This window comes from Burkholderia latens (assembly GCF_001718795.1).
Classification (GTDB): Bacteria; Pseudomonadota; Gammaproteobacteria; order Burkholderiales; family Burkholderiaceae; genus Burkholderia; species Burkholderia latens_A.
The window spans coordinates 425,763-447,639 of record NZ_CP013435.1 but is presented as its reverse complement, the minus strand read 5'-3'; the positions used below and the strand labels follow the sequence as shown (position 1 = coordinate 447,639).

15 protein-coding genes and 1 pseudogene are annotated in these 21,877 nt (G+C 68.4%); 10 read left to right on the top strand and 6 right to left on the bottom strand.

The genetic code is table 11. From position 1 onward, the window contains the following. Nucleotides 1-172 precede the first annotated feature (172 nt). Nucleotides 173-4,102 carry a trifunctional transcriptional regulator/proline dehydrogenase/L-glutamate gamma-semialdehyde dehydrogenase gene (putA, locus tag WK25_RS02135; RefSeq protein ID WP_069240924.1) on the top strand — a complete coding sequence of 1,310 codons (3,930 nt, stop codon included), beginning with the start codon at nt 173-175 and terminating at the stop codon, nt 4,100-4,102. Nucleotides 4,103-4,186: 84 nt separating this feature from the next. Further along, entirely contained in the window at nt 4,187-5,326 is a 1,140-nt protein-coding gene (locus WK25_RS02130) for a branched-chain amino acid ABC transporter substrate-binding protein (protein WP_040142790.1), read from the top strand. A gap of 126 nt (nt 5,327-5,452) precedes the next feature. Here WK25_RS02130 and WK25_RS02125 read toward each other — a convergent pair whose 3' ends face one another. Together WK25_RS02125 and WK25_RS02120 are read right to left on the bottom strand one after the other, a co-directional pair. Beyond that, entirely contained in the window at nt 5,453-6,961 is a 1,509-nt protein-coding gene (locus WK25_RS02125) for a class I adenylate-forming enzyme family protein (protein ID WP_069240923.1), read from the bottom strand. Nucleotides 6,962-6,997: 36 nt separating this feature from the next. Continuing rightward, nucleotides 6,998-8,650 carry an acyl-CoA dehydrogenase family protein gene (locus tag WK25_RS02120; protein WP_069240922.1) on the bottom strand — a complete coding sequence of 551 codons (1,653 nt, stop codon included), beginning with the start codon at nt 8,648-8,650 and terminating at the stop codon, nt 6,998-7,000. 101 nt (nt 8,651-8,751) lie between these two features. Here WK25_RS02120 and WK25_RS02115 point away from each other — a divergent pair, with 101 nt between their 5' ends. The 4 genes from WK25_RS02115 (at nt 8,752) to WK25_RS02100 (ending at nt 13,149) form a co-directional block, all read left to right on the top strand. Further along, on the top strand, nt 8,752-9,420 hold the full coding sequence (locus WK25_RS02115) for a TetR/AcrR family transcriptional regulator (protein ID WP_069240921.1): 669 nt from the start codon (nt 8,752-8,754) through the stop codon (nt 9,418-9,420). A gap of 228 nt (nt 9,421-9,648) precedes the next feature. Next, nucleotides 9,649-10,803: a pyridoxal phosphate-dependent aminotransferase gene (locus WK25_RS02110; RefSeq protein WP_059548092.1), complete on the top strand. Its 1,155-nt coding sequence runs from the start codon at nt 9,649-9,651 to the stop codon at nt 10,801-10,803. 113 nt (nt 10,804-10,916) lie between these two features. Then, nucleotides 10,917-11,705, top strand: coding sequence for an ABC transporter substrate-binding protein (locus WK25_RS02105; protein ID WP_069240920.1), 789 nt, complete (start codon nt 10,917-10,919; stop codon nt 11,703-11,705). Between the two features lie 13 nt (nt 11,706-11,718). Next, a complete protein-coding gene (locus tag WK25_RS02100; protein WP_069240919.1) occupies nt 11,719-13,149 on the top strand; it encodes an FAD-binding oxidoreductase in 1,431 nt (476 codons plus the stop codon). A gap of 24 nt (nt 13,150-13,173) precedes the next feature. On the opposite strand, the gene WK25_RS02095 is transcribed toward WK25_RS02100, so the two are convergent. From WK25_RS02095 to WK25_RS32020, 3 genes are all read right to left on the bottom strand, one after another. After that, nucleotides 13,174-13,746 (bottom strand): PadR family transcriptional regulator, encoded by a 573-nt coding sequence (locus WK25_RS02095; RefSeq protein ID WP_040142802.1) that lies wholly within the window; start codon nt 13,744-13,746, stop codon nt 13,174-13,176. A 68-nt stretch (nt 13,747-13,814) separates the two neighbouring features. Beyond that, nucleotides 13,815-14,246, bottom strand: a complete 432-nt coding sequence (cadR, locus tag WK25_RS02090; RefSeq protein ID WP_040142805.1) for a Cd(II)/Pb(II)-responsive transcriptional regulator — start codon at nt 14,244-14,246, stop codon at nt 13,815-13,817. Between the two features lie 52 nt (nt 14,247-14,298). Beyond that, on the bottom strand, nt 14,299-14,808 hold the full coding sequence (locus WK25_RS32020) for a hypothetical protein (RefSeq protein ID WP_226209241.1): 510 nt from the start codon (nt 14,806-14,808) through the stop codon (nt 14,299-14,301). A 27-nt stretch (nt 14,809-14,835) separates the two neighbouring features. On the opposite strand from WK25_RS32020, the gene WK25_RS02085 reads away from it, so the two are divergent. Then, a complete protein-coding gene (locus tag WK25_RS02085) occupies nt 14,836-16,944 on the top strand; it encodes a heavy metal translocating P-type ATPase (protein ID WP_226209243.1) in 2,109 nt (702 codons plus the stop codon). Between the two features lie 10 nt (nt 16,945-16,954). After that, nucleotides 16,955-17,347, top strand: a complete 393-nt coding sequence (locus WK25_RS02080; RefSeq protein WP_069241911.1) for a zinc ribbon domain-containing protein — start codon at nt 16,955-16,957, stop codon at nt 17,345-17,347. A gap of 133 nt (nt 17,348-17,480) precedes the next feature. On the opposite strand, the gene WK25_RS02075 is transcribed toward WK25_RS02080, so the two are convergent. Further along, nucleotides 17,481-18,359, bottom strand: a complete 879-nt coding sequence (locus WK25_RS02075) for an AraC family transcriptional regulator (protein WP_069240917.1) — start codon at nt 18,357-18,359, stop codon at nt 17,481-17,483. Nucleotides 18,360-18,646: 287 nt separating this feature from the next. Here WK25_RS02075 and WK25_RS02070 point away from each other — a divergent pair, with 287 nt between their 5' ends. Continuing rightward, entirely contained in the window at nt 18,647-20,110 is a 1,464-nt protein-coding gene (locus WK25_RS02070) for a mechanosensitive ion channel (RefSeq protein ID WP_069240916.1), read from the top strand. A 370-nt stretch (nt 20,111-20,480) separates the two neighbouring features. Continuing rightward, nucleotides 20,481-21,872, top strand: a pseudogene (gene eat / locus WK25_RS02065) (ethanolamine permease); the annotation flags it as partial. Nucleotides 21,873-21,877 lie beyond the last annotated feature (5 nt).

Genomic DNA, 21,877 nt, shown 5'->3' with positions numbered 1-21,877 from the left:
GCCGACCACGGGCAACCCCTAGGTTGCAACCCGCTAAGTGGCTGATTATATTGGCTAACTTGTGGGTGCAACCGATCGTGCAATTTGGTTGCACCTTTTTATTGCGTGCCGTAGGATTTCGCGCATCCTCTCACACCATTTCGCCGGCCCTGCACCGGCGCACGAACCCACCATGGCAAGCACGACCCTCGGCGTCAAAGTCGACGACCTCCTCCGCTCGCGCCTGAAAGACGCGGCGACGCGTCTCGAGCGTACTCCCCACTGGCTGATCAAGCAGGCGATCTTCGCGTATCTGGAGCGGATCGAGCACGGTCAACTCCCGCCCGAGCTGTCGGGCAGCAGTGGCGTGACGGAGCTCGCTGACGGCCACGCGACGGACGACGACGACAACTCGCCGCATCCGTTCCTCGAGTTCGCGCAGAACGTGCAGCCGCAATCGGTGCTGCGTGCGGCGATCACGGCCGCGTATCGCCGCCCCGAGCCGGAATGCGTGCCGTTCCTGTTGGGTCAGGCACGCCTGCCCGCGAACCTGCAGGCGGACGTGCAGGCGCTCGCGACGCAGCTCGTCGAAGCGCTGCGCGAGAAGAGCTCGGGGGGCGGCGTCGAAGGCCTGATCCACGAGTTCTCGCTGTCGAGCCAGGAAGGCGTCGCGCTGATGTGCCTCGCCGAAGCGCTGCTCCGCATTCCCGATCGCGCGACGCGCGACGCGCTGATCCGCGACAAGATCAGCAAGGGCGACTGGCGCTCGCACGTCGGTCACGCGCCGTCGCTGTTCGTGAACGCGGCGACCTGGGGCCTGATGATCACCGGCAAGCTCGTGACCACCAATAGCGAAGCCGGGCTGTCGTCGGCGCTCACGCGCCTGATCGGCCGCGGCGGCGAGCCGCTGATCCGCAAGGGCGTCGACATGGCGATGCGGCTGATGGGCGAGCAGTTCGTCACCGGCGAGACGATTTCCGAAGCGCTGGCGAACAGCCGCAAGTACGAAGCGCGCGGCTTCCGCTACTCGTACGACATGCTCGGCGAAGCGGCGACGACCGAAGAGGACGCGCAACGCTACTACGCGTCGTACGAGCAGGCGATCCACGCGATCGGCAAGGCGGCCGGCGGGCGCGGCATCTACGAAGGCCCGGGCATCTCGATCAAGCTGTCGGCGCTGCACGCGCGCTACTCGCGCTCGCAGCAGGACCGCACGATGAGCGAGCTGTTGCCGCGCGTGCGTGCGCTCGCGCTGCTGGCGCGCCGCTACGACATCGGCCTGAACATCGACGCGGAAGAAGCCGACCGTCTCGAACTGTCGCTCGACCTGCTGGAAGCGCTGTGCTTCGACCCGGAACTCGCCGGCTGGAACGGCATCGGCTTCGTCGTGCAGGGCTATCAGAAGCGCTGTCCGTTCGTGATCGACTACCTGATCGACCTCGCGCGCCGCAGCCGTCATCGCCTGATGATCCGTCTCGTCAAGGGCGCGTACTGGGACACCGAAATCAAGCGGGCGCAGGTCGACGGCCTCGAAGGCTATCCGGTCTACACGCGCAAGATCTACACGGACGTGTCGTACCTCGCGTGCGCGAAGAAGCTGCTCGCGGCGCCCGACGCCGTCTATCCGCAGTTCGCCACGCACAACGCGTACACGCTGGCCGCGATCTATCACCTGGCCGGCCAGAACTACTACCCGGGCCAGTACGAATTCCAGTGCCTGCACGGGATGGGCGAGCCGCTGTACGAGGAAGTCACGGGCCGCGACAAGCTGAACCGTCCGTGCCGCGTGTACGCACCGGTCGGCACGCATGAAACGCTGCTCGCGTACCTCGTGCGCCGTCTGCTCGAGAACGGCGCGAACACGTCGTTCGTGAACCGCATCGCGGACAAGACGGTGTCGGTGAAGGAGCTGGTCGCCGATCCGGTCGACGAGGCATCGAAGGTCGTGCCGCTCGGCGCGCCGCACGCGAAGATCCCGCTGCCGCGCAACCTGTACGGCGACGAGCGCCCCAACTCGATGGGCCTCGACCTGTCGAACGAACACCGTCTCGCGTCGCTGTCGTCGGCGCTGCTGGCAAGCGCGCACCATCCGTGGCGCGCGGCGCCGATGCTCGCCGACGACGCGCTCGCCGACGCACCGGCGCGCGACGTGCGCAACCCGGCCGACCTGCGCGACGTGGTCGGCACGGTCAGCGAAGCCACGGCCGAGCACGTGAGCGCAGCGCTTGCGCACGCGGTGGCTGCGGCGCCGATCTGGCAGGCGACGCCGGTCGACGCGCGCGCCGACTGCCTGGTGCGCGCGGCCGACCTGCTCGAAGCGCAGATGCACACGCTGATGGGCCTGATCGTGCGCGAAGCCGGCAAGTCGCTGCCGAACGCGATCGCCGAAATCCGCGAAGCCGTCGACTTCCTGCGCTATTACGCCGCGCAGATTCGCGACGAGTTTTCGAACGACACGCACCGTCCGCTCGGCCCCGTGGTCTGCATCAGTCCGTGGAATTTCCCGCTCGCGATCTTCATGGGCCAGGTCGCCGCTGCGCTCGCGGCCGGCAACACGGTGCTCGCGAAGCCGGCCGAACAAACGCCGCTGATCGCCGCACAAGCGGTGCGGCTGCTGCGCGAGGCCGGCGTGCCGGCCGGTGCGGTGCAGCTGCTGCCGGGCACCGGCGAGACCGTCGGCGCGGCGCTGGTCGCCGATCCGCGCACGCGTGCGGTGATGTTTACCGGCTCGACCGAAGTCGCGCGCCTGATCAACAAGACGCTGTCCGCACGCCTCGACCCGGACGGCAAGCCGATTCCGCTGATCGCGGAAACGGGCGGCCAGAACGCGATGATCGTCGACTCGTCGGCACTGGCGGAGCAGGTCGTCGCGGACGTGCTGCAGTCGTCGTTCGACTCGGCCGGTCAACGGTGCTCGGCGCTGCGCGTTCTGTGTCTGCAGGACGACGTGGCGGACCGCACGTTGACGATGTTGAAGGGTGCAATGCACGAGCTGGCGCTCGGCAACCCGGACCGGCTGTCGACCGACGTCGGCCCGGTGATCGACGCCGAAGCGAAACAGACGATCGACACGCACGTCGCCGCGATGAAGGAAAAGGGCCACGCGGTCACGCAGCTGCCGATGCCCGATGCGTGCGCGCACGGCACGTTCGTGCCGCCGACGCTGATCGAAATCGGCAGCATCGACGAGCTGAAGCGTGAAGTGTTCGGCCCGGTGCTGCACGTCGTGCGCTACCGCCGCAGCCAGCTCGACAAGCTGCTCGACCAGATCCGCGCGACCGGCTACGGCCTGACGCTCGGGATCCATACGCGGATCGACGAGACGATCGCACACGTGATCTCGAACGCGCACGTCGGCAACATCTACGTGAACCGCAACGTGATCGGCGCGGTGGTCGGCGTGCAGCCGTTCGGCGGCGAAGGGCTGTCGGGTACCGGCCCGAAGGCCGGCGGCGCGCTGTATCTGCAGCGCCTGCTTGCGACGCGTCCGTCGGGGCTGCCGCGTTCGCTCGCGGCGTCGCTGGTCGCGGACGGCGCGGCCGGCGGCGACGCGCGCGGCAATCCGGCGGCGGCGCTCACCGCGCTGCGCGACTGGCTGATCGAGCAGCGCGAGCCGGCGCTGGCCGCACGCTGCGACGGCTACCTCGCGCAGGTGCCGGCCGGCGCAACCGCGGTGCTGACGGGCCCGACGGGCGAACGAAACACGTATACACTCGGCCCGCGCGGCACGGTGTTGTGTGTCGCGGCGACGCCGGGCGGCGCGCGCGCGCAGTTCGCGGCGGTGCTCGCGACGGGCAACCGCGCGTTGTTCGCAGGTGCTGCGGGCGAGGCGCTGGTCGCCGCGCTGCCGGCTGCGCTGAAGGCGCACGCGGCCGTGCGCAAGCAGGCGGACGCGCCGTTCGATGCGGTGCTGTTCGAAGGCGACAGCGACGAACTGCAGACGCTCGTGAAGGACGTCGCGCAGCGCCCGGGCCCGATCGTGTCGGTGCAGGGCGTGTCGGCGGGCGCGTTCGAGAACGGCGATGCGGAAGACTACGCGCTCGAGCGCCTGCTGACGGAGCGCTCGGTGAGCGTCAACACGGCGGCGGCGGGCGGCAATGCGAATTTGATGACGATCGGCTGACCATCCTTGCCGTTCGGATCAAACAAAGGAAGCGGCTAGGCGATCCCGAAGCCGCTCCATTTACCCTGGTACCAAGGAGATGCTATGCAACACACGATGAAAAAGCTGGCAGGCGCGACGTTCGTCGCTGTCATGTCGCTGGCGGGGACGGCTCACGCGGACGACGTGAAAATCGGTTACGCAGGGCCGATGACGGGCGCGCAGGCGCACTACGGCAAGGATATGCAGAACGGGATCGCGCTCGCGCTGGAAGACTTCAACGCGACCAGCCCGAAGATCGGCGGCAAGCCGGTGAAGTTCGTGCTCGAGACGCAAGACGACCAGGCTGACCCGCGCACCGGCACGACGGTCGCGCAGAAGCTCGTCGACGACGGCATCAAGGGCATGCTCGGCCACTTCAACTCGGGCACGACGATTCCCGCATCGCGCATCTACGCGAACGCGGGCATCCCGCAAATCGCGATGGCGACGGCGCCGGAATACACGCAGCAGGGTTACAAGACGACCTTCCGCATGATGACGTCCGACACGCAGCAGGGCTCGGTGGCGGGCACGTTCGCGTCGAAGGACCTCGGCATGAAGAAGATCGCGATCGTCGACGACCGCACGGCCTACGGCCAGGGTCTCGCCGACCAGTTCGAGAAGGCCGCGAAGGCCGGCGGCGCGACGATTGTCGACCGCGAATTCACGAACGACAAGGCCGTCGACTTCAAGGCGATTCTGACGAAGCTGAAGGCAGCGAAGCCGGACCTCGTCTACTACGGCGGTGCGGATTCGCAGGCCGCGCCGATGGTCAAGCAGATGAAGGCGCTCGGCATCACCGCCCCGCTGATGAGCGGCGAAATGGTGAAGACGCCGACGTTCCTGAAGATCGCGGGCAACGCGGCCGAAGGCACGATCGCATCGCTGGCCGGTCTCCCGCTCGACGAAATGCCGGGCGGCAAGGCGTACGCCGACAAGTACAAGAAGCGCTTCGGCGAAGACGTGCAGACGTACTCGCCGTACGCGTACGACGGCGCGATGGCGATGCTGAACGCGATGAAGAAGGCCGATTCGACCGATCCGGCGAAGTACCTGCCGGTGCTCGCGAAGACCGACATGGCCGGTGTCACGTCGACGCACGTCGCGTACGACGCGAAGGGCGACCTGAAGAACGGCGGCATCACGATGTACAAGGTCGAGAAGGGCGAGTGGAAGCCGCTGAAGAGCATCGGCGGCAAGTAAGCTCGACGTGAGCTGCGGGCGGCGTCGAACGGCGCCGCGTCGCCGATCATGCGACAAAGCCACCGGGCCGTCGGCTCCGGTGGCTTTTTTCTTTGGGCGGCCGCGCGAGGCGATCGTGCGTCGCCGCTATTCGCGACGCGTGCGCAGCAGCAACTTCTGCAGCTTGCCCGTTGGCGTACGCGGCAGCGTTTCCGCGAACACGAATTCGCGCGGGATCTTGTACGCGGCGAGCCGCTCGCCGCAGAACGCGCGCAACGCGTCCGCGTCCGGCGCGGCACCGGCGCGCGGTACGACGTGTGCGACGACCGTCTCGCCCCAGTCCGGATGCGGGACGCCGACCACCGCGGCTTCCGCGAGGCCCGGATGCGCGCCGAGCACATCCTCGACCTCCTTCGAATAGACGTTCTCGCCGCCTGTCACGATCATGTCCTTCAGCCGGTCGACGATGAACAGATAGCCATCCTGATCGATCCGTGCGATGTCGCCCGTGCGGTACCAGCCGTCCGGCGTGAACGCGGCGCGCGTCGCGGCCGCGTCGTCGAGATAGCCGAGCATCATGCTGTCGGCCTTCAGCCAGATCTCGCCGGTGTCGCCCGGCAGCGCGTCCGCGCCGTTGCCGCGCACGACCCGCAGGTCGACGCCCGGGCCGCCGTGACGGCCGATCGAGCCGGCCTTCGCGATCTGCTCGTCCGGATACAGCGTGGTGCCGGCCGGCCCCGTTTCCGTCATCCCGTAGACCTGGAAGAACGCGCTGCTGCGATACGCGCGTGCGAGCCGTTCGGCTTGCTCCGCGCCGATCGGGCCGCCGCCGTACAGCCATGCGCGCACGCTCGACAGGTCGAATGCCGCGAAGCGCTCGACCGTGTCGAGCGGCAGCATATACGACACCGGCGCGCCGAAATAAAGCGTCACGCGTTCGCGCTCGATTGCTTCAAGGAAGCGCAATGGATGGTATTCGCGCAGCAGTACGACGGTGCCGCCCGCGTACAGCGTGCCGCCGAACCAGTTGTTCAGCGGCGACGAATGCCAGATCGGCATTGCTATCAGCGTGCGCTCGTTGCGACCGATGCCGATCGCGAGCGCGGCCGACATCGCCGCGAACGTCACCGCGCGGTGGCTGAGCACACAGCCTTTCGGGCGGCCCGTCGTGCCGGACGTGTAGAGAATCTGCGCGACCTCGCCGTCGGCCGGTTCGATGCCCGCGACGCCGTCCATCGCCGCACGCATTGCATCGAAGGCCGGCACGCCGGCCGCATCGCCTTCGGTAACGAGCCGCCGCGCCGGATGCGTCACGCGTGCGAGCACCGGCGCGAGCGCCGCGTCGAACAGGATCACCTTGCTGCGGCTGTGATCGAGCACGTAGTCGACCTCCGGAGCCTGCAGCTTGTGGTTGACCGGCACGAACGCGGCGCCGAGCCGCCATGCGCCGAACATCAGGTCGACGAACGCCGGCGTGTTCAGGCACATCGCGGCGACACGGTCACCGGCCGCGACGCCCAGCGCGCTCAGCACGGCCGCCGAGCGGTGCGAGCGCTCGCGCGCGGCGGCGTAGGAAATCGTCGTGTCGTCGTGGATCAGAAACGGCTTGTCGGGCGTCGCGCGGGCGGCGCGGTCGAGGGCGGCGACGAGGTTCATCGAGCCTCCTGGCGAGGAGAACGAGCGGGCAGGGCGTCAGGCCGGATAGGCCCGTTGCAGCAGTGCGGCGACGTCGACCGCCCGCGGATCGAAGCCGCCGGCGATGCGTCCCCAGTCCGGCGCGGCGAGCCGCGTCGCGATGAACGCGTCGGCGACGGCCGGCGGCGCATCGCGCCGCAGCAGGCACGCCTGCGCGAGCAGCGCGAGCCGCTGCGCGAACACGCGAGCCGACGCCTCCAGCGCATCGGCCGGCGCCGCGAGCATCGCACGCAACGCGTCGAGCGCCGCGCGAATGCGCGGTTCGCCGGCGCCGAGATCGGACAGCTCGGCAACCAGCGCTGCGGCCGCGTCCGGCTCGCGCGACACCGCGCGCAGCACGTCGAGACACATTACGTTGCCGGAGCCTTCCCAGATCGAGTTGACCGGCGCTTCGCGGAACAGTCGTGCGATCGGCCCGTCGTCGACGTAGCCGTTGCCGCCGAACACTTCCATCACCTCTCCGGTCAGCTCGACCGCGCGCTTGCAGACCCAGAATTTCGCGGCGGGCGTGACGATTCGCTTCCATGCGCGTTCGCGCGGCGAGTCGTCGCGCTCGAACGCGTCGGCGAGCCGCATCGCGAGCGCGAGCGCGGCCTCGCTCTCGAGCGCGAGATCGGCAAGCACGGTGCGCATCAGCGGCTGTTCGGCGAGTGCGCGGCCGAATGCGTGGCGCTGCCGCGTGTATGCGATCGCCTGCACGACGCCCTGGCGCAGCATCGCAGCGCTGCCGAGCACGCAGTTCAGCCGCGTGTACGTGGCCATCTCGATGATGGTCGGAATCCCGCGCCCTTCGTCGCCCAGCATGGTGCCCCACGCGTCGTCGAGCTCGATCTCGCTGCTCGAGTTGCTGCGGTTGCCGACCTTGTTCTTCAGCCGCTGGATCTCGACCGCGTTCTTCGCGCCGTCCGGTCGCCAGCGCGGCACGTAGAAGCACGACGGGCCGCCGGCGTCGGTCCGCGCGACGACGAGGTGCGCATCGCACATCGGCGCGGAGAAGAACCACTTGTGGCCGCGCAGCCGGTATTCGCCGCCGCGGCCGCCCGCACCGATGGCGGTCGCGAGTGTCGTGTTCGCGCGCACGTCGGAGCCGCCCTGTTTCTCGGTCATCCCCATCCCGAGCCAGACCGAGCGTTTGTCGGCGATCGGCACGTCGCGCGGATCGTAGTCGTCGCTGTACAACTTGTCGCGCAGCAAGCTCCATAGCGCAGGTTCCTTCTGCAGCACCGGAATCGCGGCCTGCGTCATCGTCGCCGGGCACAGCGTGCCGGCCTCGATCTGGCCGTGCAGGTAGAAGCCGGCGGCCGTTGCGGCCCAGCGCCCCGGGCGCGCGTCTCGGAATGCGAGCGACACGAAGCCTTCGCGGCGGTACATGCCGAGCAGCGTGTGCCACGCCGGATGGAAGTCGACGCGGTCGATGCGCCGGCCGCGCCGGTCGAATGCGTTCAGCTCCGGCGTGTGGCGGTTCGCTTCGTCGGCGAGCCGGGCGGTGTCGGCACTGCCGAGCCGCGCGCCGTACGCGTCGAGCTGCGGCACGGCCCAGTCGGCGCCCGCGCGCACGAGCGCATCGCGCAACGCGACGTCGGTCGCGAAGAGGTTATAGTCGATCAGTTCGTCGAACTGGTTCGTGACTGCATGGGTCGCTTCGGTCATCGGCTTGTCTCCGGTGTCGTGCTTCGCGGTCGGCCGGCCCGCCGGGCGCCGCGCCGGCTCCCCGTTCGACCTGTTCCCCGCTGAATTTCAGAGTAGCAAATATGCCGCCGCGACATGTTCAGGTTCCGGCGCCGCCCGGCCAGCCGGCGGCGCAACCCGCGCCCGCGTTACGCCGCCGGCCGCGGCAGCGGCGCGCGCAGGCCACGTCGGATGCGCTGCAGCAGGCGTTCGTTCAGCTTTTGCTCGAACGCGGCTACGCGAAGGCGACGATCCGCGAGATTGCGGCCGTAGCCGGCGTCAGTATCGGCACCTTCTACGAATACTTCGGCGACAAGCAGAGTCTTGCCGCACTGTGCATCCACAGCCGCGTGCTGGCGCTCGCCCACCGGCTGCGCGTCGCCGCGCACGGGCTGCGTGGCGCGACCCGCGTCGAACTCGCAGCCGCGCTCGTCGATCTGCAGATCGATGCGATTGCCGCCGACGCCGCGCTATGGGCCGCGCTTTTCTCGCTGGAGCGGCAGGTGTCGCCGCTGGCCGCATACCGCCGGCATTACGACGCGTATGTCGCGCTATGGCGCGACGCGCTTGCGCACGCCGCCGATCCGCCGCCGACGGCCCGGCTCGACGGCTGCGCGCGGATGGCCCACTCGGTCTGCTACGGCGGCGTGTCGCAGGCGCTGTTGACGCTCGGGCCGGCGCTCGACTTCGCAATGTTGCGCGGCGAATTGCAGGCCGTACTGCGCGCGTATCTGGCAGCGGCCGGCGCATGACGCGGGCAGCGGCCGCCGCGCGGACCCTGCAAATGCCCAATACGCATGCATTGCGGGAGGTGCGACTTTGACTTCGCGGCTCCGGAATTCACGGTCATGAGAAAAATGCATGGCCGCCATGACGAACTTTCGTTTGTCCGCTGATATTGGCTCAGGCTAAATCGCTGGGCATGAGTCGGGCGGCGTGCATCGCGCGCGCACATCCGACGGACATCAGGAGGAGAAGTCATGCGAAGTGCCACCACGCCCCGTTCGAAACTGCCGGACGTCGGGACGACCATCTTCACGGTGATCGGCCAGCTCGCCGCGCAGCACGATGCGCTGAATCTGTCGCAGGGCGCGCCCAATTTCGCGCCGGATCCGGCGCTTGTCGACGGCGTCGCGCGGGCGATGCGCGACGGCCACAACCAGTACGCGCCGATGGCCGGCATCGCGTCGCTGCGCGAGCGGCTCGCGGAAAAGACGGAGGCGCTGTACGGCACGCGCTACGACCCGGGCTCCGAGATCACGGTGATCGCGAGCGCGAGTGAGGGGCTGTACGCGGCGATCAGCGCGCTCGTGCACCCGGGCGACGAAGTCATCTATTTCGAGCCGTCGTTCGACAGTTACGCGCCGATCGTGCGGATGCAGGGGGCGACGCCGGTTGCGATCAAGCTGTCGCCCGAGCATTTCCGCGTGAACTGGGACGAAGTGGCCGCGGCGATCACGCCGCGCACGCGGATGATCATCGTCAACACGCCGCACAACCCGACCGCGACCGTGTTCTCCGCCGACGACCTCGAGCGGCTCGCGCAGCTTACGCGCAATACGGACGTCGTCGTGTTGTCGGACGAGGTGTACGAGCATGTGGTGTTCGACGGCGCGCAGCACCAGAGCGTCGCACGCCACCGTGAACTTGCCGAGCGCAGCGTGATCGTGTCGTCGTTCGGCAAGTCGTTCCACGTGACGGGCTGGCGTGTCGGTTATTGCATCGCGCCGGCCGCGCTGATGGACGAGATTCGCAAGGTGCACCAGTTCATGGTGTTCTCGGCCGATACGCCGATGCAGGTCGCGTTCGCGGAAATACTCGCGCGGCCGGAACACTATCTCGGCCTGTCGGCGTTCTATCAGGCCAAGCGCGATCTGCTCGCGCGCGAGCTGGCCGGGTCGCGTTTCGAGCTGCTGCCGAGCGAAGGCTCGTTTTTCATGCTCGCGCGTTTCCGCCACTTCTCTGACGAGCGCGACAGCGACTTCGTGCTGCGCCTGATTCGCGATGCGCGCGTCGCGACGATTCCGCTGTCGGCGTTCTATACCGACGGCACCGACGCCGGCGTGATCCGGCTCAGCTTCTCGAAGGACGACGCGACGCTGATCGAGGGCGCGCGGCGGTTGCGTTCGCTGTAACTCGCGGGGTGACCCGCACACAGGCAGGCGGCTCGACGGTCGCCTCGCAAGCCACGGATGGGACGGTCGTACGTGCCGATGCACGGCGCCGGCCGACAAGTCAGGAGATCACGATGAAGCATGCACACACCCTGAAACTCGCGCTCGCATTCGCGTGCGCGCTGGGCTCCGGCGCGGCGCTCGCCGACGGGCAGACGTTGCGTTTCGGCCTCGAAGCGCAATACCCGCCGTTCGAATCCAAGGCGCCGAACGGCGACCTGCAGGGCTTCGACATCGACGTCGGCAACGCCGTCTGCCAGAGCGCGAAGCTGTCGTGCAAGTGGGTCGAGACGTCGTTCGACGGGCTGATTCCGGCGCTGAAGGGCCGCAAGTTCGATGCGATCAATTCGGCGATGAACGCGACCGAACAGCGGCGCCAGGCGATCGATTTCACGACGATCATCTACCGCGTGCCCACGCAACTGATCGCGCGCACCGGCAGCGGCCTGCTGCCGACGGCGGAATCGCTGAAGGGCAAGCGCGTCGGCGTGCTGCAGGCGTCGATCCAGGAAACCTACGCGAAGGCGCACTGGGAGCCGGCGGGGGTGTCGGTCGTCGCGTACCAGGACCAGAACCAGGCATACGCGGACCTCGTCGCGGGCCGCCTCGACGCGACGCTGGTGCTCGCGCCGGCCGGCCAGCGCGGCTTCCTGTCGCGTCCGGACGGCAACGGCTTCTCGTTCGTTGGCCAGCCGGTGCGCGACGACAAGATTCTGGGCAGCGGAATCGCGTTCGGGCTGCGCAAGGGCGACGACGCGCTGAAGACGAAGCTCGATGCGGCGATCGACAAGCTGAAGGCGGACGGCACCGTGAAGGCGCTCGGCCAGAAGTACTTCGGCGACATCGACATCTCTACAAAGTAAGCGGGCCTGCACGATGCAGAGCCTGCACACGGCTGGCGCGCAACACGGCCATGGCACCGCTGCGCCGGCGGACGACGCGCTCGACGCTGCGTTCGCCGCCGAGCTGGGCGACGCGCTCGTCACGCGGTCGGCCGACATCGATCCGCGCTACTTCACCGCGTACAACGAACCGGCCGGCGTGCGTCCGCGCGCGCTGGTGCGGCCGCGCAGCGTCGACGACGTGGCGCGCACGCTTGCGCTGTGCACGCGGCTCGGGCTGCCGGTCGTGCCGCAGGGCGGCCTCACCGGGCTCGCGCGCGGCGCGGTCGCGCTGGGTGGCGAGATCGTGCTGGCGATGGAGCGCTTCGCCGGCGTCGACGCGATCGACGTGGCGGCGGGCACGATGACGGTACGCGCCGGAACGCCGCTGCAGACCGTGCAGGAAGCGGCGGACGCGGCGGGCTTCACGTTCGGCGTCGATCTCGGCGCGCGCGGCTCCTGCCAGATCGGCGGGATGCTCGCGACCAACGCGGGCGGCACGCGCGCGATCCGCTACGGGATGATGCGCGAGCAGGTGCTCGGGCTCGAGGCGGTGCTCGCGGACGGCACGGTTGTGTCGTCGATGAACCGGATGCTGAAGAACAACGCCGGCTATGATCTGAAGCAGCTGTTCATCGGCAGCGAAGGCACGCTCGGCGTCATCACGCGCGCGGTACTGCGGCTGCATCCGAAGCTGGCCGAGCCGGCCACCGCGTTGTGCCGCGTGCACAGCTACGATGCCGTCGTCGCGTTGTGGAATCGCGTGCGCGTGCTGCAGGAACTCGTCAGTTTCGAAGCGATGTGGCCGGCCTTCTACGACTACGTCGCGCGTCACACGCCGGGCGTTGCCGCACCGTTCGCGGGCGAAGGCGGCTTCGCGGTGCTGATCGAGTGCGCGACAAGCGCACCGGGCAGCGATGCGCGCGCCGCGCTCGAAACCGCGCTCGCGGATGCGTTCGACGCGGGCCTCGTCGACGATGCGGCGCTCGCGACGTCGGAGCGTCAGGCACGCGACCTGTGGACGCTGCGCGAAGGTCTCGCGATCGATGCGCTGCCGCATTTGATCAACTTCGACGTGAGCCTGCCGACCGGCGAACTGGGCGCGTTCGCCGCGCGCTGCGAGGCGGCATTGCGCGGACGCTGGCCCGACATTGCGTGCCTGTTCTTCGGGCACGTGGGCGACGGCAACGTGCATATCGGCGTTTCGCTCGCCGGCATGCGCGCGACGGATCCGGAGGAGATTGACGATTGCGTCTACGCGGTCGTGCGCGACATGAGCGGTTCGGTGTCGGCGGAGCACGGGATCGGCGTGCTGAAGCGCCGTTATCTCGCGCACACGCGCAGCGACGCCGAGATCGCGCTGATGCGGCGCCTGAAGGCCGCCCTCGATCCGGCCGGCGTGCTCAATCCCGGCAAGGTGCTCTGATCGGCGCGCGCTCGCGGACGGGCGTCAACCGTCGACCCAGCGCAGCGCGCCAATTTTCAGGTGTTCGACGACGCTGCGCACCCAGTCGAGCTCCGCGTTCAGCAGCACCAGTGCATGCTCGTTCTGCAGCAGGAACAGGCGCGACACCTGATCGTTCTGCGCGGCGTTGCGCAGCGCTTCGAGACGCTCGCGTTCGGCTTCGAGCGCGGCGATACGGCGCTCGAGCTGGTGCCGCGCATCTTCCGCGTCCAGCAGCGGCAGGAACGCGAGGCCGGCGCCGAATGCCGGAAACTCGCGCGCGGGTTCCGCGAGCAGTGCATGCAGCCACGTCTGGCCGGCCGTATGGCCGGCCTCGGTCAGCGTGTACAGCGTGCGCTCGGGAAACGCGCCGTCGCGCTGGGTATCGTGCACGGCGATCAGCCCGTCGCGCAGCAGCCGATCGATCGTCTGGTACAGGCTGGTGCGCTGCCGCACGTTGATGGCCTCGTCGTAACCGCGCGCCTTCAGCTGCTGCAGCATCCCGTACGGATGCATCGGCGTTTCGGTGAGGGTCGCCAGGATCGCGAGCGCGAGCGGAGACGGGCGGGCAGATGACATGAATAGTTTGGATATATCTAGTAATACTATGACTAGTATTGGCTAGACCATCATATTCCGCAAGGGTTTCAGCCGAGGTGCGAGCGCTTCGCGGCCGGCGCGAGCGTTTCCATCGTTGCAAGGCCATGGACGATTCCGCAGTCCTCGACCGAATGCTCGCCGACGCACTGGCGGCGCAATTCGGTGAGCTGGTCGCGCAGATGTGTCAGTTCCGCAAGCCGCGCATCGACGTGCCCGATGTGTTCGTCGAGCAGCGCGTTCACCGAATCGCACGGGTCGGCCGGCGTGTCCGTGAGCTGCAGCAGCGTACGGATTTCGTCGTGCGCCATGTCGAGCGCGCGGCAATTGCGAATGAAGCGCAGCCGTTCGACGTGCACGTCGGTGTAGTTGCGGTAATTCGAATCGGTGCGCTCCGCGTCCGGCATCAGTCCCTCTTTTTCGTAGAAGCGGATCGTTTCCGGCGTGCAGCGGGCGGCCTTGGCCAGTTCGCCGATCTTCATGACCTTTCTCCGTTGTAAGGGTTGACCTTGTAGTGGCTTCAGGGTGTTAACTCTACATCGTCAAGCCATAGAGGATGTTGTCATGACCGACGCCCAGCGTACCCGCGACACACGACACCGCGATGCCGACGGCGCAGATGCCTGTTGCGCCGAGTCGCGCGCGAACCATGCGGCTGCCGTTGCCGATACGGTGCCGGCAGCCGGCGAGCACACGCATTGCGATGCGGCGGCGCGCGGCGCGCCGCGGCACGAATGTGGCCGCGACCATGACGACGGGCTCGGTCATGGAGTCGCGCGCGGAGAAGGGCAGGATGATGACCGCGGCGGCCATTCCGGGCACGCACACGGCGATGCGCATGAGCACGGCGCTGCCTGTTCGCATGCGCGCGCGTCGGACGACCGCGCAGGGCACGCCCACGCCCACGGCCACGGCCACGGCCACGGCCACGCCCACGCCCACGCCCACGCCCACGCTCGCGACCACGCGGCCGGCGCGTGCTGCGCGCCCGCCGCGGTTGCGCTCGCGCCGCTGCCCGCCGCGCGGGCGACCGCGTCGGGTCACGTGCGTTCCGCGTTCCGGATCCTGCAGATGGACTGCCCCACCGAGGAGACGCTGATCCGCAAGAAGCTCGGCGGAATGCAGCAGGTGTCCGCGCTCGAATTCAACCTGATGCAGCGGATGCTGACCGTGGACCACGCGCCGGGCGCGCAACCGGCGATCGAAAGCGCGATCCGCACGCTCGGCATGACGCCGGAGACCGCGTCGGCCGATACGCCCGCAGCGCCCGTCGCGCCGCCGCCCGCGAAGCCATGGTGGCCGCTGGCGCTGGCCGGCGTTGCGGCAGTCGCGTCGGAGGCCGTGAGCTGGGCCGGCTTGCCGGTGTGGCTGTCGGCGGTGCTGGCGCTCGCGGCGGTACTCGCATGCGGGCTGACGACGTACAAGAAAGGCTGGATCGCGATCCGCAACGGCAACCTGAACATCAATGCGCTGATGAGCATCGCGGTGACGGGCGCGATGGCGATCGGCCAGTGGCCTGAAGCCGCGATGGTCATGGTGCTGTTCACGATCGCGGAGCTGATCGAGGCGAAGTCGCTCGATCGCGCGCGCAATGCGATCCAGGGATTGATGCAGCTGGCGCCCGATACGGCGACCGTACAGCAGGCCGACGGCTCGTGGCGCACGATCGAGGCCGCGCAGGTCGTGCCGGGCGCGATCGTGCGCGTGAAGCCGGGCGAGCGGATCGGGCTGGACGGCGAGGTCGTCGCGGGCCGCTCGACAGTCAACCAGGCGCCGATCACCGGCGAGAGCCTGCCCGTCGACAAGACCGCCGGCGACGCCGTGTACGCCGGCACGATCAACGAATCGGGTTCGTTCGACTATCGCGTGACGGCAGCGGCGGCCAACTCGACGCTCGCGCGGATCATCCACGCGGTCGAGGAGGCGCAGGGCGCGAAGGCGCCGACGCAGCGTTTCGTCGACCGGTTCGCGCGCGTGTACACGCCGATCGTGTTCGCGATCGCGCTGCTGGCCGCGGTGGCGCCGCCGCTCGTGACGGGCGGCGCGTGGCACGACTGGATCTACCGTGCGCTGGTGCTGCTCGTGATCGCGTGCCCGTGCGCGCTGGTGATCTCCACGCCGGTGACGATCGTGTCGGGCCTCGCGGCGGCCGCGCGGCGCGGGATTCTCGTGAAGGGCGGCGTGTATCTGGAAGGAGGCCGCAAGCTCGCATGGCTCGCGCTCGACAAGACCGGCACGATCACGCACGGCAAGCCGGTGCAGACCGATTTCGACCTGCATGCGACGGACGTCGACGCCGAGCACGTGCGCCGGCTCGGCGCGAGCCTCGCGGCGCGCTCCGATCATCCGGTGTCGCAGGCGATCGCCATGGCCGCCCGCGAGACGCAGCCGGCACCGTTCGCCGATGTGCAGGCGTTCGAAGCGCTGCTCGGCCGCGGCGTGCGCGGCACCATCGACGGCGCGCGCTACTGGCTCGGCAATCACCGGCTCGTCGAAGAGCTCGGGCGCTGCTCGCCGGCACTGGAGGCGAAGCTCGACGCGCTCGAGCGGCAGGGCAAGAGCGTCGTGATGCTCGTTGACGACGCGCGCGTACTCGGGATCTTCGCGGTGGCCGACACGATCAAGGACACCAGTCGCGCGGCGATCGCCGACCTGCACGCACTCGGCATCCGCACCGCGATGTTGACGGGCGACAACCCGCACACCGCGCAGGCCATTGCGCGGCAGGCTGGCATCGACGATGCGCGCGGCAACCAGCTGCCCGAGGACAAGCTCGCGGCGGTCGACGAATTGGCGGCGGCCGGCGCGGGCGCAGTCGGGATGGTCGGCGACGGGATCAACGACGCGCCGGCGCTCGCGCGCGCCGACATCGGCTTCGCGATGGGCGCGATGGGCACCGATACCGCGATCGAGACGGCCGACGTCGCGCTGATGGACGACGACCTGCGCAAGATTCCCGCGTTCGTGCGGCTGTCGCGCGCGACGCATCGCGTGCTGGTGCAGAACATCGGCTTCGCGCTCGGCGTGAAGGTCGTGTTTCTCGGCCTCACGGTCGCGGGGCTCGGCACGATGTGGATGGCCGTGTTCGCCGACGCCGGCGCGAGCTTGATCGTCGTCGGCAACGGCTTGCGGCTGCTGTCGGCGAGCGGTGTGTTCGACCGCGCGGCGGCGAAGCGGTGACGCGATGGCGATGAGTTTTCTGAGGCGGCTCTTGGGCCGGCACGGTGGCGGCCGTGCAGGCGGGCATCACGGCGGCGTCGGGCGCGACGGCCATGGCGGTCACATCGGTCACGGCGGTCACGGCGGTCACAACAGCCACAGCAGCCACGGACGTCACGGCGCGCGCGGGCGTGATCGTGACGGCTGGGGCTGGCCGTCGTCGGCCGATGCGCCGATCGGTTCCGGCAGCACCGTACCGCTGCGCCAGCTCGGATGCGCGGGCTGCGGCGCGTTGAATGCGGCGGATGCGCGGTTCTGCGCACAGTGCGGCGTATCGCAGCGAGGCAAGGCCTGCGGCAGGTGTCACGCGGCGCTGGCCGCCGACGCGCGCTTTTGTCCCGGTTGCGGGGCGCAGGCCGGCTAACGCCCGATCGTCGCCTTCGTGGGCGCCGCGGCAGCCGATTTCGGCGACGGCGTGGCGTCTGCGGCAGGCCTTGCGTCGCGCGGTGCGCGGCTTTGTGACAAGTGTTGAAGCGGCCAGCCCCGAGCCCCACCGCTCAACGCAGCGGCAAATGAATCTCGGTGCGCAGATCGGCTGGCGCCGCGTCCATCGGCGTATTCAGATACAGCTCAAACGGCGGCGCATCGGCCGCTTCGCGGCCCGAGTGACGAAGCCAGTCTCCGTACAGCCAGTGGTAGGCGGCTTTCAGATCCGCATACGGTCCCGTGTGCAGCAGGACCGCATATTCGCCGGCGGCGATCGCGATGCGCTCGACCGGCGGCGCGGGCTCGACGTCCGGCGCGCCGGCGGCCGGCACGACGCACGCTTTCGCGCGCAACTGCGCTTCGGGCGTCGTATCGGGATCGTCGTAGTAGAGGGCGATCATTTGCGCGCCGGGCCCGAACAGCCCGCGCTGCCCGGCCCACGCGCCGATCTGCGCGAACGCATCGCCGACCTTCAGATACGCGCCCGTATGCGCGACCGCATAACCGCGCAGTTCCGGCACCCGCCGGATCTCGACCTCATGCTCGAACATGTCTTCCTCTCCTCGCTGTAACGGGTAAATCGGCCGGTGGACGCCGGCGCGCCGGTGCTGCGCGGGCGGCACGCCGTAAGCATCGCGAAACGCGCGGCCGAACGCGTGCGTCGACCCGTAGCCGGCGCGCCGCGCAATCGCATCGAGTGGCAGCGCGGTGCACACGAGATCCTCGGACGCGCGCACGATCCGCATCCGCCGCACCGTCAGCACGACCGACTCGCCGTACAGCGCGCGATAGACGCGCTGCCAGTGGTACGGCGACAGACACGCAATGTCGGCGAGCCGGTTCAGGTCGAGCGGGTCGTCGAGGTGCATGCGGATGTAGTCGTGAACCCGCGCGATGCGGGCCGCATAACGCGCCCACGCGGGCGTTGCGGTTTTCGTGTCGACGGTCATGCGCGAGCTCCGCGGCGGAAATCGGCGTCACGGTAGCACGCGGCGGATTGATAAATCTTGCGAAGATGCGGCCCCCGCCACGAAGGCCGGCGAAAGCAGGCCCTTTTTATTTCGGCGAAATTGGGTCTCGTCCCCGTCGATCTATGACTAAAGTTAAAGACGGTGAAATCGGGTGATCGCGTCATTTTTCTCCGGTAAGTTGCCTACGGCGGCAACGCACGTTTCGAAGTACGCAGGTAGTTCGTCGATGTTCAATCGCAACGCCACGTTTTTCGGGAGAAGAAGAAATGGATGCTTCCAGCTTCATCACGTCGCTGCAGACCACGCTGGGCGGATACCTGCCGAAGGTCGCCGGGGCGCTCGGCATCCTGGTGATCGGCTGGCTGATCGCGGTGGGCGTGCGGGCCGGCGCGCTTCGGCTGCTCAACGCGCTGAAGGTCGACGAGCGGATCAGCGCAAGCACCGGGCAGGGCGCGTGCGTCGAGCGCATCATCGCGGGCGGGCTGTTCTGGCTGGTGCTGCTCGTCACCGCGGTGGGCATCTTCAACGTGCTCAACCTCTATGCGGTATCCAATCCGTTCTCGTTGCTCGTCACGCACATCGTCAACTACCTGCCGAACCTCATCGGCGGCGCGGCGCTGACACTGATTGCGTGGCTCATCGCGTCGCTGCTGCGCAGTCTCGCGAACCGTGCGCTCAGAGCGAGCAAGGTCGACACCGCGTTGTCCGAAAGCGCGGGCATGCAGCCGATGAGCGGCTATCTCGGCGACGTGCTGTTCTGGCTCGTGATCCTGATGTTCCTGCCGGCGATCCTGTCGGCGTTCGCGCTGTCCGGCCTGCTGTCGCCGGTGCAGGGAATGGTCGACAAGCTGCTCGCGATCGTGCCGAACATCTTCGCGGCTGCCGTGATCGGCTTCGTCGGCTGGATCGTCGCGCGCGTGCTGCGCGGCCTCGTGACGAATCTGCTCGTGGCCGCCGGCGCCGACCGGCTGACCGCGCGCCTGGACAGCCCGACGCCGGTGCGCGTGTCGAGCCTGGTCGGCACGATCGTCTACGTGTTCGTGTTCGTGCCGACGCTGATCTCCGCACTCGACGCGCTGAAGATCGACGCGATCTCGATTCCCGCAACCAACATGCTGAACCAGTTCCTCGGCGCGGTGCCGGACATCGTCGCGGCGATCGTGATCGTGCTCGTCACGTTCTACTTCGCGCGCTTCGTTGCGTCGCTCGCGCAGCGTCTGCTCGAAGCCGCCGGTGTCGACGGGCTGCCGGCCGTGCTCGGCGTCGAGCGGGTGTTCTCGGGCTTTCTGCAGCCGTCGGTGCTGGTCGCGCGGCTGATCGTGTTCTTCGCGATGCTGTTCGCGTCGGTCGAGGCCGCGAACCGGCTCGGCTTCACGCAGGTGCGCGACGTCGTCACGCTGTTCATCGAGTTCGGCGGCCACGTGCTGATGGGGGGCGTGATCCTCGTGATCGGCGTGTGGCTCGCGGGGCTCGCGCGCCGCGTGATCGAGCAGGCCGACCGCGAGCACAGCGTGCTGTTCGCGCGGATCGCGCAGTTCGCGATCCTCGGCCTCGTGTTCGCGATGGGGCTGCGCGCGATGGGCATCGCAAACGAGATCGTGCAACTCGCGTTCGGCCTCGTGCTCGGTGCGATCGCGGTGGCCGTCGCGTTGTCGTTCGGCCTCGGCGGCCGTGAAGCGGCCGGCAAGCTGCTCGATCGCTGGTTCAATCAGCGCGGCGGCGGGCAGTAACGCAGGCGGCCCGGCCGTCATGGGCGGCCGGGCGGTCATGCAGCGCGGCGCGCATGGCGACTTCGAGCGCTCGCTGCCATCGCGCGGGACGGGCGACGCCTGCGATGTGTGAGGCAATGCCACCCGCGCCAGGCAAGCCGGCCCGCGAGCGTGGTCGCCGGTACGCTGACGAACGAGATTGCCAGCCGGAATGCGTCGTGGACGCGTTCGACATCGCCTGCTCCGGTCGATGGCGCAATTCGGGCGTGTTTCCGCAAGCGAAACGTCAGCTGCGATCTTTGCCGAATTTCGATAACACGTCGTTTAATGACTCTCTAGCATCGATTCTCAGTCGCGCGGCCGGCAGGCCGGCGCCTTTCAGGAGAATCCGATGAAAGCAGAGTCGAATGGCCGGCCCGCCGCCGGCGCCAAGTCGTCCGGCCAGCCTGCGCTGCAGCAGACGCTCGGGACCTGGCAACTGTGGGGCATTGCGGTCGGCCTCGTGATTTCCGGCGAATACTTCGGCTGGAGCTACGGCTGGGCCAGCGCGGGCACGCTCGGTTTCGTCATCACCGCGCTGTTCGTCGCGGCGATGTACACGACCTTCATCTTCAGCTTTACCGAACTGACGACGTCGATCCCGCATGCGGGCGGCCCATTCGCGTATGCGCGCCGCGCGTTCGGTCCGACGGGCGGCTACCTCGCCGGCGCGGCGACGCTTGTCGAGTTCGTGTTCGCGCCGCCCGCGATCGCGCTCGCGATCGGCGCGTACCTGCACGTGCAGTTTCCGGGGCTCGAACCGAAGCATGCGGCGATGGGCGCGTATCTCGTGTTCATGGCGCTGAACATCGTCGGCGTGCAGATCGCCGCGACGTTCGAGTTGGTCGTCACGCTGTTCGCGATCTTCGAGCTGCTGGTGTTCATGGGCGTCGTGTCGCCGGGCTTCTCGTGGAGCAACTTCATGAAGGGCGGCTGGTCGGGCGCCGATCACTTCAGCGTCGGCGCATTCCACGGCATGTTCGCCGCGATCCCGTTCGCGATCTGGTTCTTCCTCGCGATCGAAGGCGTCGCGATGGCCGCCGAGGAAGCGAAGAATCCGAAGCGCTCGATCCCGATCGCGTACGTTGCCGGTATCCTGACCCTCGTCACGCTCGCGATCGGCGTGATGGTGTTCGCCGGCGGCGCGGGCGACTGGACGAAGCTCGCGAACATCAACGATCCGCTGCCGCAGGCGATGAAGTACATCGTCGGCGCAAACAGCGGCTGGATGCACATGCTCGTGTGGCTCGGGCTGTTCGGTCTCGTCGCGTCGTTCCACGGGATCATTCTCGGCTATTCGCGCCAGATCTTCGCGCTGGCTCGCGAGGGCTACCTGCCGGAGTGGCTCGGCAAGGTGCATCCGCGCTTCAAGACGCCGCATCGCGCGATTCTCGCGGGCGGCGTGATCGGGATCGCCGCGATCTACAGCGACGAGCTGATCCAGTTCGGCGGCCAGACGCTCACCGCGAACATCGTGACGATGTCGGTGTTCGGCGCGATCGTGATGTATATCGTAAGCATGGCGGCGCTGTTCAAGCTGCGCCGCTCGCAGCCGAACATGGCGCGGCCGTTCCGCGCGCCGCTGTACCCGTTGTTTCCGGCGTTCGCGATCGTGGCGGCTCTGATCTGCCTCGGGACGATGGTGTACTTCAACGGGTTGGTCGCAATGGTGTTCGTCGCGTTCCTCGCGCTCGGCTACGCGTATTTCCTCGCGACCCGTTCGCAGCGCGCGAGCGCGCCGTCGGCATT

Excerpts from the sequence above, each read along its gene's own strand:
- WK25_RS02075 (WP_069240917.1), bottom strand. The coding sequence starts at position 18,359 with ATGACCGTCGACACGAAAACCGCAACGCCCGCGTGGGCGCGTTATGCG.
- cadR (WP_040142805.1), bottom strand. The coding sequence starts at position 14,246 with ATGAAGATCGGCGAACTGGCCAAGGCCGCCCGCTGCACGCCGGAAACG.
- WK25_RS02115 (WP_069240921.1), top strand. The coding sequence starts at position 8,752 with ATGCCGCCGCGACATGTTCAGGTTCCGGCGCCGCCCGGCCAGCCGGCG.
- WK25_RS02095 (WP_040142802.1), bottom strand. The coding sequence starts at position 13,746 with ATGTCATCTGCCCGCCCGTCTCCGCTCGCGCTCGCGATCCTGGCGACC.
- WK25_RS02125 (WP_069240923.1), bottom strand. The coding sequence starts at position 6,961 with ATGAACCTCGTCGCCGCCCTCGACCGCGCCGCCCGCGCGACGCCCGAC.
- WK25_RS02100 (WP_069240919.1), top strand. The coding sequence starts at position 11,719 with ATGCAGAGCCTGCACACGGCTGGCGCGCAACACGGCCATGGCACCGCT.
- WK25_RS02070 (WP_069240916.1), top strand. The coding sequence starts at position 18,647 with ATGGATGCTTCCAGCTTCATCACGTCGCTGCAGACCACGCTGGGCGGA.
- WK25_RS02120 (WP_069240922.1), bottom strand. The coding sequence starts at position 8,650 with ATGACCGAAGCGACCCATGCAGTCACGAACCAGTTCGACGAACTGATC.
- WK25_RS02080 (WP_069241911.1), top strand. The coding sequence starts at position 16,955 with ATGAGTTTTCTGAGGCGGCTCTTGGGCCGGCACGGTGGCGGCCGTGCA.
- putA (WP_069240924.1), top strand. The coding sequence starts at position 173 with ATGGCAAGCACGACCCTCGGCGTCAAAGTCGACGACCTCCTCCGCTCG.
- WK25_RS02110 (WP_059548092.1), top strand. The coding sequence starts at position 9,649 with ATGCGAAGTGCCACCACGCCCCGTTCGAAACTGCCGGACGTCGGGACG.
- WK25_RS02130 (WP_040142790.1), top strand. The coding sequence starts at position 4,187 with ATGCAACACACGATGAAAAAGCTGGCAGGCGCGACGTTCGTCGCTGTC.
- WK25_RS02105 (WP_069240920.1), top strand. The coding sequence starts at position 10,917 with ATGAAGCATGCACACACCCTGAAACTCGCGCTCGCATTCGCGTGCGCG.
- WK25_RS02085 (WP_226209243.1), top strand. The coding sequence starts at position 14,836 with ATGGACTGCCCCACCGAGGAGACGCTGATCCGCAAGAAGCTCGGCGGA.